We start from the raw sequence: 11,839 nt of genomic DNA, 5'->3' as shown, positions 1-11,839 counted from the left end.
AAGCTTAGCGCTTCGAGAACTGGAAGCTGCGGCGGGCCTTCGCCTTGCCGTACTTCTTGCGCTCGACGACGCGGCTGTCGCGGGTCAGGAAGCCGCCCTTCTTGAGTACGGAGCGCAGCGCCGGCTCGTAGTAGGTCAGCGCCTTGGAGATGCCGTGACGCACGGCGCCTGCCTGACCGGAGAGGCCGCCGCCGATAACGGTGGCGACGATGTCGTACTGGCCGGCGCGGTTCGCCGCGACGATCGGCTGGTTGAGGATCATCTGCAGCACGGGACGCGCGAAATAGCTCGCGAATTCCTTGTCGTTGACGATGATCTTGCCGGAGCCCGGCTTCACCCAGACGCGCGCGATGGCGTTCTTGCGCTTGCCGGTGGCATAGGCGCGGCCCGACTTGTCGAGCTTCTGGACATGGACGGGCGCGGCCGGCTGCGCTGCGGCCGTGGCAGTCCCGAGTTCTGCGAGCGAGGAAAGCTCAGCCATTACGAGGCCCTCTTGTTCTTGGAGTTCAGCTTGGCCACATCGAGCGTGACGGGCTGCTGGGCGGCGTGCGGATGCTCAGTGCCTGCATAGACGCGGAGATTCTTCATCTGGCGGCGGCCGAGCGGGCCGCGCGGGATCATGCGCTCGACGGCCTTCTCGACGACGCGCTCGGGGAAACGGCCCTCGAGCAGCTGGCGCGCGGTGCGCTCCTTGATGCCGCCGGGGTGGCCGGTGTGCCAGTAGTAAACCTTGTCGGTGTACTTCTTGCCGGTGAACACCACCTTGTCGGCATTGATGACGATGACGTTGTCGCCGTCATCGACATGCGGGGTGAAGGTGGGCTTGTGCTTGCCGCGCAGATGGTTGGCGATGACAGTGGCGAGACGGCCGACGACGAGACCTTCGGCGTCGATCAGCACCCACTTCTTCACCACATCCGCAGGCTTCTGCGAAAATGTAGCCATGGTTTTGCTCTCAGGTTGGACCTTCCTCATCCGCGAAGACAAGGAAAGGCGTTTTTTGTTGCTTGAATTGTCGCTAGGCAGCTAGGCCCGTCGCCAATAACAAAACGGCGGCCGTTGCGGGCCGCTGCTTCGAGGAAGGCTTATAGGCGAGGGCGGCAAACGCGTCAAGGCGATCGAAAACGAATTCGGCGAATAAAGCAAAGCAAAAACAATAGCTTAATATGGAGGTACTATTTTACCACAAGCTTTGTTGGTGCCTGCTGTGTCCCGGTGCTAATGCTTGGCCTCAATCTCTTTGCGAGCTGCACTCGAGAGAAACGCTGATCTGGTAATGCCGCGCTCGCGCGCAGCGGCATCGATCGCCCGTAACACGCCACGCTCGAACGTCACGTTGGCCCTGACCACGGCGCTGTCATTGTCAATCAGCGGTACCGAGATCAGATATGCTCCCTCGGACAAGGCAGCGCGGATTTCCGGAAGCGATACAATCGCCTCATGGCTGGATGGCTCAGGAACGGACATGTCTTCGGCCCAAAGCTGCAGAGCCTCGAGTGCATTCGGCACGATATCCTCTGGCGTGTCCGAAGCCGAAAAACAGCCAGGAATGTCGGGGAAGCGAACACCAAACGCGCTGTCGGCTTCCTTTTCAACCAGCGCGAAGTAGTTCTTCATTTCAACCTCCTAATTCCGCGCTCTATTTAGTTCTGCTGAATCCAGCCCGCCTGCTTGGCGATTGCGCGAGCAGTGCCGATCGGCAGATCCTTCTCTGGATGCGGGACGACGAGCACAATGGCGCCTTTACGGAATTTATGATGCGAACCCCGAACTGAAACCAGTTCGAAGCCTTCATCCTTCAGGCGCTTTATGATGCGGCGGCTGTCACGCTCGATCAAAGATCTCACCTATGCGCATATATATACACATCTCATCTCTCTATCAATCCTGAGGATGAGCCCGCTTCGGCGGGATCGAATAGGTGCCGGTCGCGTGCGCCACGGTATGCCTGTCCGGCCCGGCGACGATGTCGATGTCGAACACCATCAGGCTTTTGCCGAGCTTCAGGATCCGGCAATGGCCGTCGATCGGTCCGGCCTCCGCCTTGCGGACAAAATTGATGTTGAGGTTGGTGGTCACCGAAAGCGCGTCCGGCCCTGCATGGCTCAGCACGCAGACATAGCCGCCGATGTCGGCAAGCGTGAACAGCGAGGGGCCGGAGACGGTGCCGCCCGGGCGCAGATGCCGCTCGTCGGCGTTGAGCCGAACCGTGCAACCGCCCGGAAACACTTCTGTTGCTTCGTAGAAAGAGAACTGGTCGTTGAGCTGCGGATAGACGCTTGCCATCAGCTCGTTGACCTCCGCCGCGGTGAGCACCGGCTTCAGATTGCTTTGAGCGGCCATGCGCGACTCCTATATACGGGGAAGTTCCAGGCGCGGGCGCCTGGACCAAACGGTGCGACGGAGAAAACACGTCTCGCAGCTGTTCTTCAACCGGCAGCGTGCTAGTTCTGTTGCTCCATAAGCCCGCGAGCGCTGATTACGAGGTTTAGAAAGTGGCTGAAGTTGTCGCCATCAAGCCCGCCGTCGCCGACGGCCCTGTTCTCGCCAGCCGGGACAAGGGCGTGCTGCGTCTTACGCTCGCCAGCCCGCCGGCCAACGCGCTCTCCCTGGCGACGATGGCGGCGTTGCAGGCCGAATTCGACCGCGTAAAGGCGGACAAGTCCGTGCGCGTCATCATCCTGGCGGCGTCCGGAAAAGTGTTTTGCGCCGGCCACGACCTCAAGGAAATGACCGCGCACCGCGCCGATGCCGATCACGGCAGGGCCTTCTTCGAAGAGACCTTCGCTGCCTGCGCGAGCCTGATGCAGACGATCGTGCGACACCCGAAGCCGGTGATCGCCGAGGTCGATGGCCTGGCGACCGCCGCCGGCCTGCAATTGGTCGCGAGTTGCGATCTTGCGATCGCCTCGCACGAGGCGACTTTCTGCACGCCGGGCGTGAACATCGGCCTGTTCTGCTCGACGCCGATGGTGGCGCTGTCGCGCAACGTCTCACGCAAGCAGGCGATGGAAATGCTGCTTACCGGCGAGACGATCGATGCGGCAACGGCCAAGGAATTCGGCCTGGTCAACCGCATCGTGCCGCGCGAATATCTGAATCAGGTTGTCAACAAATACGCGCAAACCATTGCATCCAAATCGTCTTTGGTCGTCAAGACCGGCAAGGAAGCGTTCTACGCCCAGGCCGAGATGGAACTCGCAGACGCCTATGCCTATACCGGCCGCGTGATGGTGGAAAACATGCTGGCGCGCGACGCCGAGGAAGGCATCGGCGCCTTCATCGGCAAGCGCAAGCCGGAATGGGCAGACGAATAGCTGGTCCGGGATGCAGCCGCGCTTTTCCATCGTTGAAGGTCCGCCGTGGCTGCCCGCAAGCAACTGACGCGGCTGAAGGCGCCGTATCTGAGGCGCATCCTGCTTGAGCCGTCGCGGGTCGCGGATTGGGACCAATATCCCTGGAACCTGCCGATCTTCCGGGACCGTGAATTCGAATTCGAATTCGCGTCGGCCATCACCATCATCGTCGGCGAGAACGGCACCGGCAAATCGACGCTGCTCGAAGCCATCGGCGCATTGGCCGGCTATGACGAAGCGGGCGGCGGCAAGGGCTACATGCCGGTGGATCATTCCATCGCCATCGACAAGAGCGGCGCGTCACTCGCCGGTACATTTCGGGCGCATTGGCTGCCGAAAGTGACGGCAGGTTGGTTCTTCCGCGCTGAATCCTTTTATTCGGTCGCGCGCTATCTTGATAAGGCGGCGATCGAAGATCCATTCAAGCCACCGCCGCCCGATTTCCTGTCATGGTCGCATGGCGAAGGTTTCATCCGCTTCTTCGAGGAGCGCTGCCGCCGCCAAGGCATCTACATCCTCGACGAGCCCGAAAGCGCGCTCTCGCCGACCCGCCAGATCGAATTGCTGAAACTGCTTCAGCGCATGGAGCGATCAGGCATCGCGCAGGTGATCATGGCGACGCATTCGCCGCTGCTGATGGCCTGCCCGAACGCCCGGCTCTTCCGCATCAGCCGCTTCGGACTCGATCCGACCGATTTTCACGACACCGATCATTTTCGCATGATGCGCGACTTCTGCAGCGATCCGGCTGCCTTTCTCGCCGAAGCGCTGTATGAGGACGAGCCATGAATCACGACGCCTACGACAACACCTACATCGCCGGGATCCTGAACTCGGTGAAGACGATCGCCATGGTCGGCGCCTCGCCCAACGACGTGCGGCCGAGCTATTTCGTGTTGAAATATCTGCTCGCCAAGGGATTTTCGGTGTTGCCGATCAATCCCGGCCATGCCGGCAAGCAGATCCTCGGGCAAACGGTCTATGCCAGCCTGGCCGAGTTGCCGCATCCGGTCGACATGGTCGATATTTTTCGCGGCTCGGCCGCCGTGCCGGGCATCGTCGACCAGGTGCTGAGGCTCAGCCCGTTGCCAAAGGCGGTCTGGATGCAGCTTGGCGTGCGCCATGACGAGGCCGCCGCGCGCGCCGAGGCGGCCGGCATCAAGGTCGTGATGAACCGCTGCCCGAAGATCGAATACGGCAAGCTGTCGGGCGAGATCGGCTGGACCGGCGTCAATTCCGGCGTGCTGTCATCGAAGAAGCCCTTGATGCGCCAGGGCTTCCAGAGCTTCGGCGTGCGGCAGAAATAAGCCAGCGTTCGGCTGCGCAAATTTATTCCGGGAAGAATTGGATTTTCCCCGGCGTTCGTCGCAGATCGCAGGCCGAAAGGTATTTTCTTCTTTGCATTTGTGACCGCGCTTCGCCAAGAATGCCCGGCGATTTTCGAAAGATTTGGAGGGAGGTCTCGATGACCCGTATGCCCGGTTTCAACACGCTCGCCGTCCATGCCGGTGCCAAGCCCGATCCGGCGACGGGCGCACGCGCCACGCCGATCTACCAGACTACCTCCTACGTCTTCGATGACGCCGACCATGCCGCCTCGCTGTTCGGGCTGAAGGCCTTCGGCAACATCTACACCCGCATCATGAACCCGACGCAGGCGGTTCTCGAGGAACGCATCGCCGCGCTCGAGGGCGGCACAGCCGCGCTTGCCGTGGCCTCGGGCCACGCCGCGCAGGTGCTCGTCTTCCACAATCTGATGCGGCCGGGCGACAATTTCGTATCCGCCACAAAACTCTATGGCGGCTCGATCAACCAGTTCGGCCACGCCTTCAAGAATTTCGACTGGCAGGTGCGCTGGGCCGACACCAACGACATCTCGACCTTCGAGAGCCAGATCGACGACAGGACCAAGGCGATCTTCATCGAGAGCCTCGCCAATCCCGGCGGCATTTTCGTCGACATCGAGAAGATCGGCGACATCGCCCGCAGGCACGGCCTGCCGCTGATCGTCGACAACACGCTGGCCTCGCCCTATCTGGTGCGGCCGATCGAGCACGGTGCCGACATCGTGGTGCATTCGCTGACCAAGTTCATCGGCGGCCACGGCAACTCGATCGGCGGCGCCATTGTCGACGGCGGCACTTTCGACTGGTCCAAGTCCGGCAAATATCCGATGCTGTCGGAACCGCGCCCCGAATATGGCGGTCTCGTCCTGCATGAGACCTTCGGCAACTTCGCCTTCGCCATTGCCGCGCGCGTACTCGGCCTGCGCGACATCGGCCCGGCGATCTCGCCTTTCAACGCCTTCCTGATCCTGACCGGCCTCGAAACCCTTCCGCTGCGCATGCAGCGCCATTGCGACAACGCGGTGAGCGTCGCCGCATGGCTTTCGAACCATCCGAAAGTCGCGTGGGTGAACTATCCCGGACTGCCAAGCGACAAGAACAACGCGCTGCAGAAGAAATATTCGCCGCAGGGTGCGGGCGCGGTGTTCACCTTCGGCCTCAAGGGCGGCTACGAGGCCGGGATCAAGTTCGTCGAGGCGCTGGAGCTGTTCTCACATCTTGCCAATGTCGGCGACACCAAGTCGCTGGTCATCCACCCGGCGTCGACCACGCACCGCCAGCTGTCCGACGAGCAGAAGGTGAAGGCCGGCGCCGGACCGGACACCGTCCGGCTTTCGATCGGCATCGAAGATGTCAACGACATCGTCGCCGATCTGGAACAGGCGCTGAGCAAGGTCTGACCGCGATGTCGGCCTTTCTTGTGGTCAACGCCGATAATGTCGAGCCGGAGGCCGGTGCGCCGGCCCCGGATCGCGTGATCTCCGGCGATCCGAAATTCCGCACCTGGAATGTCGAGGAGCGCGACGGCGGCCTCTATGCCGGCATTTGGGAAGCGACGTCCGGCAAATGGCGTATCGTCTATGACGAATGGGAGTTCTGCCACATCCTGTCCGGCGTCTCGGTCATCGCCGAGGAGGGTGGCGAGGCCCGCACGGTGAGGGCCGGAGACAGTTTCGTGCTCAGGCCCGGGTTCAAGGGCACTTGGGAAGTGGTCGAGGCGACGCGGAAGGAATACGTGATCCGGCTTTGAGGACGCTTGAAAACCGTCTCGCCCATCCCACCTGTCGGGCGCACCAGAGTGTGACTTAGTCACACTAGGGTGTTAAGATATGGCCAGAAAGGTTGTAACCATGCGAACTACTCAACCACTGACCATCACCTTGCCGCACGATCTGGCGCAGATGGTGAAAGACAAGGTCTCTTCAGGCAAATATGCCAGTGAGAGCGAGGTCATCCGCGATGGCCTGCGCACCTTGGCGGCTCGCGATGCGGCTCTGGAGCGCTGGTTGTTGGAGGATGTGGTGCCAACTCTTGAGGATGCTCGCGCCCATCCCGAACGCCTCTTGACTGCCGACGAGGTGCGTAAAAACCTCTCTGATCACGTCCGCGCCATAACTGCCAAACCCCGCTCTGGTGCATGAGATACCGAGTAAGGTTTCACGCCGCGGCGCAACAAGACATAGCGGAGCTGCTGACCGAACTCGCGCCAAAGGCTGGCGTTGATACCGCGCTGAAATTTGTGGGGCGTATCGTCGACTACTGCCTGAGCTTTGAGACGTTCCCGGAACGAGGCGCACGCCATGACGAGATTGCCCATGGCTTGCGGACCGTCGGCTGGCGACGCCGGGCAACTATTGCATTTGAAGTTGCCGGCGACACGGTGATCATACTGCGGGTGCTTTACGCCGGGCGCACACTCAAGCTGCCCGACGAGGAGTGAGGCTCCCACTCAGAAGGTCACATCCAGCCTCTCCAGCCCATGAAAATGATAGCTGTCGCGGAATTGCGGCTCCTCGGCCATACGCAAATTGGGCAGGCGCTCGAACAGCGTTTTCAGCGACACCTGCAGCTCGAGCCGCGCCAGCGGCGCGCCGATGCAGAAATGGATGCCGGCGCCGAAGGAGACGTTCTTCTGGTCCGTGCGCGCCGGGTTGAAAGTGTCAGGTCCGGCAAACGCCAGCGGGTCGTGATTGGCCATGCCGAGCAGCAGCGCGATCATCTCGCCGGGTTTGACCGAAATGCCCGGCGCCACTTCGATCTCCTCATAGGCGTAGCGCAGGAACATGTGCAGCGGCGCGTCGTAGCGCAGGCATTCTTCGACCGTCGCGATATTTGCTTCCGGCGCGGCGAAGAAGCGGCGCGGATCGCCGCCCTGCGCCAGCAGCGAGCGCACGGCGTTGCCGGTCTGGTGCACGGTCGCCTCGTGCCCGGCATTGAGCAAAAGGATCGCCGAGGAAACAAGCTCGTCCTCCGAGAGTTTTTGGCCGTTGTCCTGGGCCTCGATCAGCAGCGACAGCAAGTCGTCTCCGGGCTTCTTGCGCCGCTCGGCGACGTAACCGCGTAAGAAGGCCGCGAAATCGCGCGCGGCGCGGTTCGCGGTCTCCTCGGTCTCGCGCGTGCGGCCATGCATGTACATGGCGACCATCCGGTGCGACCAGTCGAGCAGTTGCGGCCCCATCTCGACCGGAACGCCGAGCATCTCGGCGATGATGGTGATCGGCAAAGGCGAGGCGTAAGCCGGGAGAAGATCGGTGCGGCCCGGCTCGAAGCGGTCGATCAGCTCATTGGCCAATGCTTCGACGCGCGGCCTCAACCGCTCGACTTGGCGCGAGACGAAGGCGCGGTTGACCAAGGTTCTCAGCCTCGTATGCACCGGCGGCTCGAGCTCCAGCATCGAATTCGCCTCGATGCCGTCGAAAGCAGTCAGGTGCGAGCGGTCGTCGCCGACGCCGCGGCTGTCGGGAATGCCGGTCGGGCTCTGGCGGCCGAAGCGGCGGTCGCGTAGCAGTCGATTGACATCGTCGAAACCGCCAAAACACCAGAAGCCGTAGTCTTCCCAGAAGAAGGCGTTCGAGACGCCGTGCAGGAAGGCATAGGCCTCATAGGGGTTTTGCACGAAGGCTGGCGTGTGCGGGTCGAGCCGCAGGCGGCGGCTGGCGTGATCGAAGGCGAGATAGTCTGGCATCATGATTGACCATTAGCGCGCCCTGTCGGCCCGATGCCAGACCGTATTTGGCGCCTGTCGTGCAGATATCTTGAGCAGGCTAGCCGTTGGAAAGGGACAGCGGGCAGCGGGCACATTGCTCCGGCGGAGCGACTCAGTGTCCCGTCTTCAGGATGCCGGCCACCTTGGTGGCGATCGCGGCGTCGAGCGCCCGCCAATTTCCGAGGAGCTCGCGCGGGAAACGGTAAGTGAGGCTGAGATCGTCGCCGACCTGGATGTCGCGCTCGCAGGGCGCCAGCGATTCCTCGGCGCTCGGTCCGCTCAGGCAGCGGGCGACGAACGGGTCCTTGCCCGGCCGGTCGGCAACCGCCAGCACCTCGTTGAGGTAGCCGGATTTCTCCGTGAAGCCATAAAGCGTCGTGCCGTCCGGGCCGGGCGCGCCTGGCTTGACGATCAGGCTGCTATAGATCGGCGCGAAGCGGCCGCTCATGTCGCGCGACATCATCCGCGGCTCGAACGACAGGAAGATGATCTTCTTGGCCGTGGCGTGGTTGAAGTCGTCGCGCGCGGCGGTGCTGTAGCCGTCCATCTCGGGATAGCGCAGATAGAGGTCGAGGCGTGAGGCGATGCCGTCGCGCCTGGCCTGGTCGAAGCGGATGAAATTGGCTGGCACGCTGATCACGTTGTTGCCTATGACGACCTGGCGCACGGTCGTGTCGTCGGTATAGCCGGCCATGGCGATCGACCGGCCAAGCCATTTGCCGCCGACGCTGATGGCCACCGAAAGCAGGGCCAGCGCCGCGAAGGCGTAAAAGACCCGCTTCATGAAGGTCGAGTCGACGACCTCGAAGTCCGGGCTGTCGGCGGCTGCCTCTCTCATCGCGATCCCCGATCCGCTCACCTGTCCTCAGGTGGCACAGCGCGCACGGCATGGCTCTTGCAGCGCGTCGGGCACGACTGTGCGATTTCATGGTAAACGGTTGGTAAAGATGGATCCGATGTTGCTCCCTCTCTACGCTTTTGCGGTCGGCCTCACGGCTTGCGGCCTCATTGGCTCGGCCATGGAAATCGTCTTTGGCCGCAGGCTGGCCTTTGCCGAGCCCTATGTGTCGCCCGCCCATGTTGTGCGCTCGCTCGCGGCGACTGCTTGCGCCGGCCCTTTCATGCTCACCAATGAAGCGCTAGCCGCCAGACGCGAGGGGCGCATCGGCACACTAGCGCTGCTTTCCTGCGGCTGCACGGCCGTGGCCTGGGCGCTGGCGCTCGGCATTGTGCTGATCACCATTGCCTCCTGGGCGACCGGTCTCTTAGGTTCGACTGATTTCCCGGCCTGAAACGAATCGGAGACGAAAATGCCAATCTACGCGATCGACGGGAAGGCGCCGCGATTCGACGATGTCGAGACGAACTGGATCGCGCCGGACGCCACACTGATCGGCAATATCATGATCGGACGCAATGCGGGCTTCTGGTTCGGTGTCGTCATCCGCGGCGACGGTGAGCCGATTGCGATCGGCGCCGATACCAATGTGCAGGAACATACGGTCATGCACACCGATCCGGGCTATCGGCTCACCATCGGGCAGGGCTGCACCATCGGCCATCGCGCGCTGCTGCATGGCTGCACGATCGGCGACAACAGCCTGATCGGCATGGGCGCCATCGTGCTCAACGGCGCCAGGATCGGCAACAATTCGCTGGTCGGCGCCGGCGCCCTGGTGACGGAAAACAAGGTTTTTCCGGACAATTCGCTGATCGTCGGCTCGCCCGCCAAGGTGATCCGGGTTCTGGACGAGGCGGCGATCGAGAGGCTGCGCGTCTCGGCCGCGTATTACGTCGCCAACGGCAAGCGCTTCAAGGCTGGATTGAAGCAGGCCTGAGAGCGAGACGGCGGGGGTTCGCGTCACGGCTTGCCGTCGGTTAAACCGCGGCTTTGCCGTCGGCTTACCCGCGCCCGGACATCGCATCGCGCAGCAGCGACGCGCCCGGTTCGAAACCGGCCTGGTCGGCTCCTTCCAGCGCAGTTTCATAATCATCGATACGGGTTCTGAGTGACGGGTCCGCGCCCGATGCCAAGAGCAGGCGGATCGCCTCGGCGTCGCGCAGCGACACCGCATAGTGCAGTGGCGTCCAATCGTTGACGCCGCGCATGTTCGGGTCGGCGCCATGTTCCAGCAGGAGCCGGACGATCTCCAGCCTGTCCGGCCGCTCGGTCGACAGCGCCGCGATCAAAGAAGGAAAGCCTGCTTGATCCTCATAGTTCGGGTTCGAGCCGTAACGGAGCAAGGTTCCGATGAAAGCCGTCGGACTCCAATAGATCGCGTATTCCAGTGGATGGCCAAGGCCGAGTTCGAACGGCATCCGCTCATCGAACCAGCGCGCCGAGCCGCCGAGCGCCGTGCCAAGACTTTCGAAGTCGCCCGCCTTGAAGGCGTCGTCTATGGCGTTGAACAGTCGGTGGCGCTCGCAGCGATCGTCAGGGACTTCCAGCATCGCCTTCCATCCGGATGGACGGCCATATTGCGCCTAACCACCGCAATCAGGAAGGCCTGTCGGCTGGTTCCCTCGATAGGCATCGCCAGAAATGGCGGAGCCGGCCCGGGGACAGGGCCGGCTCCTAAAACCCGGTCGTTGGGGACGGGGAGGGTGGGGACTCGACCGGGCTTTTTGGTCGCGCCCTTAGCGGACGCTGGCGACCGCGTCCTCGCGGCCGTCGTTGATCGTTACCCAAACGCCCGAATTCTCGGTCGATTGACGTTTGAGGTAGGTGTAGACCGTGTTGTTCCAGGCGAGCACTTTGGGCTCGAGGTTGTCGAGGATGAACTCGCCAAGGCTGGTGCGCACCGTCAGCACCGCGTGGCCGTCGCCGTTCGGCTGGCGCACGACCGTCATCAAAAGGTCGCCGGCGGGGACACCGGCGGCCATCAGCGTGCGGCGCTTCTCCAGCGCATAGTCCTCGCAGTCGCCAAAGCCGTTGTCGGGATAGGCCCAGTATTCCTCGACCCCATAGATCTCCATATCGGTGCGCGGCTTGACGCGGGTGTTCACCGAATTGTTGACATTGATGATCGTCGCCCACAGCTTGCGGGTCAGCTCGACCGGAGACCCTTTCGGCGTCCGCTCGCTGCATTCGACAGGGATGCGCTGGCAGAATTCATAGTGGCCGACCGGCTGGGTGGTGCGGCCCCCCGTATGCATGAATACCGGCCCCGCGCTTGCCGTGCCCCACGCGGAAAGCTGCATCGCCATTGCCAAGAGCAACAGCTTGCCCCTCTTCATTTTCATTATGGTAGTCTCCCCGTTTGAGAGAGACTGTGCCACGTTGGGATTTATTTGACGCAAAAACCCGAAGTAGATATTGAGTAAAACGCCCGTAGAATAAATATAAAATTTGAGCTATCTCGATTTCGGATTGTTGAGGTTTCGCCGTGCGCGCGCCCTCCCGCTTCTCAGCGTTTCGACATGCCGCCCGC

18 protein-coding genes are annotated in these 11,839 nt (G+C 62.3%); 9 read left to right on the top strand and 9 right to left on the bottom strand.

Translation table 11 applies throughout. The features are described from left to right. Positions 1–4 precede the first annotated feature (4 nt). The 5 genes from rpsI to RFM40_RS17525 form a co-directional block, all read right to left on the bottom strand. The gene (gene rpsI / locus RFM40_RS17545) at positions 5–481 is read right to left on the bottom strand and encodes a 30S ribosomal protein S9 (protein ID WP_320227731.1); all 477 of its coding nucleotides are present in this window, start codon (positions 479–481) and stop codon (positions 5–7) included. After that, positions 481–945 carry a 50S ribosomal protein L13 gene (gene rplM / locus RFM40_RS17540; protein ID WP_066989450.1) on the bottom strand — a complete coding sequence of 155 codons (465 nt, stop codon included), beginning with the start codon at positions 943–945 and terminating at the stop codon, positions 481–483. The genes rpsI and rplM overlap by 1 nt, the downstream gene beginning before the upstream one ends. Before the next feature lie 273 nt (positions 946–1,218). Continuing rightward, positions 1,219–1,617, bottom strand: coding sequence for a type II toxin-antitoxin system HicB family antitoxin (locus tag RFM40_RS17535; RefSeq protein WP_320227728.1), 399 nt, complete (start codon positions 1,615–1,617; stop codon positions 1,219–1,221). Between the two features lie 26 nt (positions 1,618–1,643). After that, positions 1,644–1,835: a type II toxin-antitoxin system HicA family toxin gene (locus RFM40_RS17530; protein WP_320227800.1), complete on the bottom strand. Its 192-nt coding sequence runs from the start codon at positions 1,833–1,835 to the stop codon at positions 1,644–1,646. Positions 1,836–1,881: 46 nt separating this feature from the next. Next, positions 1,882–2,343, bottom strand: coding sequence for a PaaI family thioesterase (locus tag RFM40_RS17525; protein ID WP_320227727.1), 462 nt, complete (start codon positions 2,341–2,343; stop codon positions 1,882–1,884). 152 nt (positions 2,344–2,495) lie between these two features. On the opposite strand from RFM40_RS17525, the gene RFM40_RS17520 reads away from it, so the two are divergent. The 7 genes from RFM40_RS17520 to RFM40_RS17490 all read left to right on the top strand — a co-directional run bounded on the left by RFM40_RS17520 (position 2,496) and on the right by RFM40_RS17490 (position 7,142). Beyond that, positions 2,496–3,317, top strand: coding sequence for an enoyl-CoA hydratase (locus tag RFM40_RS17520; protein WP_320227726.1), 822 nt, complete (start codon positions 2,496–2,498; stop codon positions 3,315–3,317). 45 nt (positions 3,318–3,362) lie between these two features. Continuing rightward, on the top strand, positions 3,363–4,145 hold the full coding sequence (locus tag RFM40_RS17515; RefSeq protein WP_320227725.1) for an AAA family ATPase: 783 nt from the start codon (positions 3,363–3,365) through the stop codon (positions 4,143–4,145). After that, positions 4,142–4,663 carry a CoA-binding protein gene (locus tag RFM40_RS17510; RefSeq protein WP_320227724.1) on the top strand — a complete coding sequence of 174 codons (522 nt, stop codon included), beginning with the start codon at positions 4,142–4,144 and terminating at the stop codon, positions 4,661–4,663. Before RFM40_RS17515 ends, RFM40_RS17510 begins: the two co-directional genes overlap by 4 nt. Positions 4,664–4,821: 158 nt before the next feature. Beyond that, entirely contained in the window at positions 4,822–6,102 is a 1,281-nt protein-coding gene (locus RFM40_RS17505) for an O-acetylhomoserine aminocarboxypropyltransferase (RefSeq protein ID WP_320227723.1), read from the top strand. 5 nt (positions 6,103–6,107) lie between these two features. After that, positions 6,108–6,452 (top strand): cupin domain-containing protein, encoded by a 345-nt coding sequence (locus RFM40_RS17500; RefSeq protein ID WP_320227722.1) that lies wholly within the window; start codon positions 6,108–6,110, stop codon positions 6,450–6,452. A gap of 100 nt (positions 6,453–6,552) precedes the next feature. After that, complete coding sequence (locus RFM40_RS17495) at positions 6,553–6,843, top strand: type II toxin-antitoxin system ParD family antitoxin (protein WP_320227798.1); 291 nt, start codon at positions 6,553–6,555, stop codon at positions 6,841–6,843. Then, entirely contained in the window at positions 6,840–7,142 is a 303-nt protein-coding gene (locus tag RFM40_RS17490; RefSeq protein ID WP_320227721.1) for a type II toxin-antitoxin system RelE/ParE family toxin, read from the top strand. The genes RFM40_RS17495 and RFM40_RS17490 overlap by 4 nt, the downstream gene beginning before the upstream one ends. 9 nt (positions 7,143–7,151) lie before the next feature. Here the strand turns inward: RFM40_RS17490 and RFM40_RS17485 are convergent, their stop codons facing one another. Both RFM40_RS17485 and RFM40_RS17480 read right to left on the bottom strand, forming a co-directional pair. Further along, positions 7,152–8,390, bottom strand: a complete 1,239-nt coding sequence (locus RFM40_RS17485) for a cytochrome P450 (protein WP_320227720.1) — start codon at positions 8,388–8,390, stop codon at positions 7,152–7,154. A 130-nt stretch (positions 8,391–8,520) separates the two neighbouring features. After that, positions 8,521–9,246: a hypothetical protein gene (locus RFM40_RS17480; RefSeq protein WP_320227719.1), complete on the bottom strand. Its 726-nt coding sequence runs from the start codon at positions 9,244–9,246 to the stop codon at positions 8,521–8,523. 118 nt (positions 9,247–9,364) lie between these two features. On the opposite strand from RFM40_RS17480, the gene RFM40_RS17475 reads away from it, so the two are divergent. Continuing rightward, on the top strand, positions 9,365–9,700 hold the full coding sequence (locus RFM40_RS17475) for a DUF6949 family protein (protein WP_430691688.1): 336 nt from the start codon (positions 9,365–9,367) through the stop codon (positions 9,698–9,700). 18 nt (positions 9,701–9,718) lie between these two features. Continuing rightward, on the top strand, positions 9,719–10,246 hold the full coding sequence (locus RFM40_RS17470; protein ID WP_320227717.1) for a gamma carbonic anhydrase family protein: 528 nt from the start codon (positions 9,719–9,721) through the stop codon (positions 10,244–10,246). Between the two features lie 64 nt (positions 10,247–10,310). Here the strand turns inward: RFM40_RS17470 and RFM40_RS17465 are convergent, their stop codons facing one another. Together RFM40_RS17465 and RFM40_RS17460 are read right to left on the bottom strand one after the other, a co-directional pair. Beyond that, positions 10,311–10,859, bottom strand: a complete 549-nt coding sequence (locus tag RFM40_RS17465; protein ID WP_320227716.1) for an ankyrin repeat domain-containing protein — start codon at positions 10,857–10,859, stop codon at positions 10,311–10,313. Positions 10,860–11,045: 186 nt separating this feature from the next. Next, on the bottom strand, positions 11,046–11,651 hold the full coding sequence (locus tag RFM40_RS17460; RefSeq protein WP_320227715.1) for a transglutaminase-like cysteine peptidase: 606 nt from the start codon (positions 11,649–11,651) through the stop codon (positions 11,046–11,048). Positions 11,652–11,839: the final 188 nt, after the last annotated feature.

Source organism: Mesorhizobium captivum, from assembly GCF_033977165.1.
In the GTDB taxonomy this organism is placed as follows: domain Bacteria; phylum Pseudomonadota; class Alphaproteobacteria; order Rhizobiales; family Rhizobiaceae; genus Mesorhizobium; species Mesorhizobium captivum.
The sequence above is the reverse complement of the archived record's forward strand: the minus strand, read 5'-3'. Positions and strand labels throughout refer to the sequence as shown.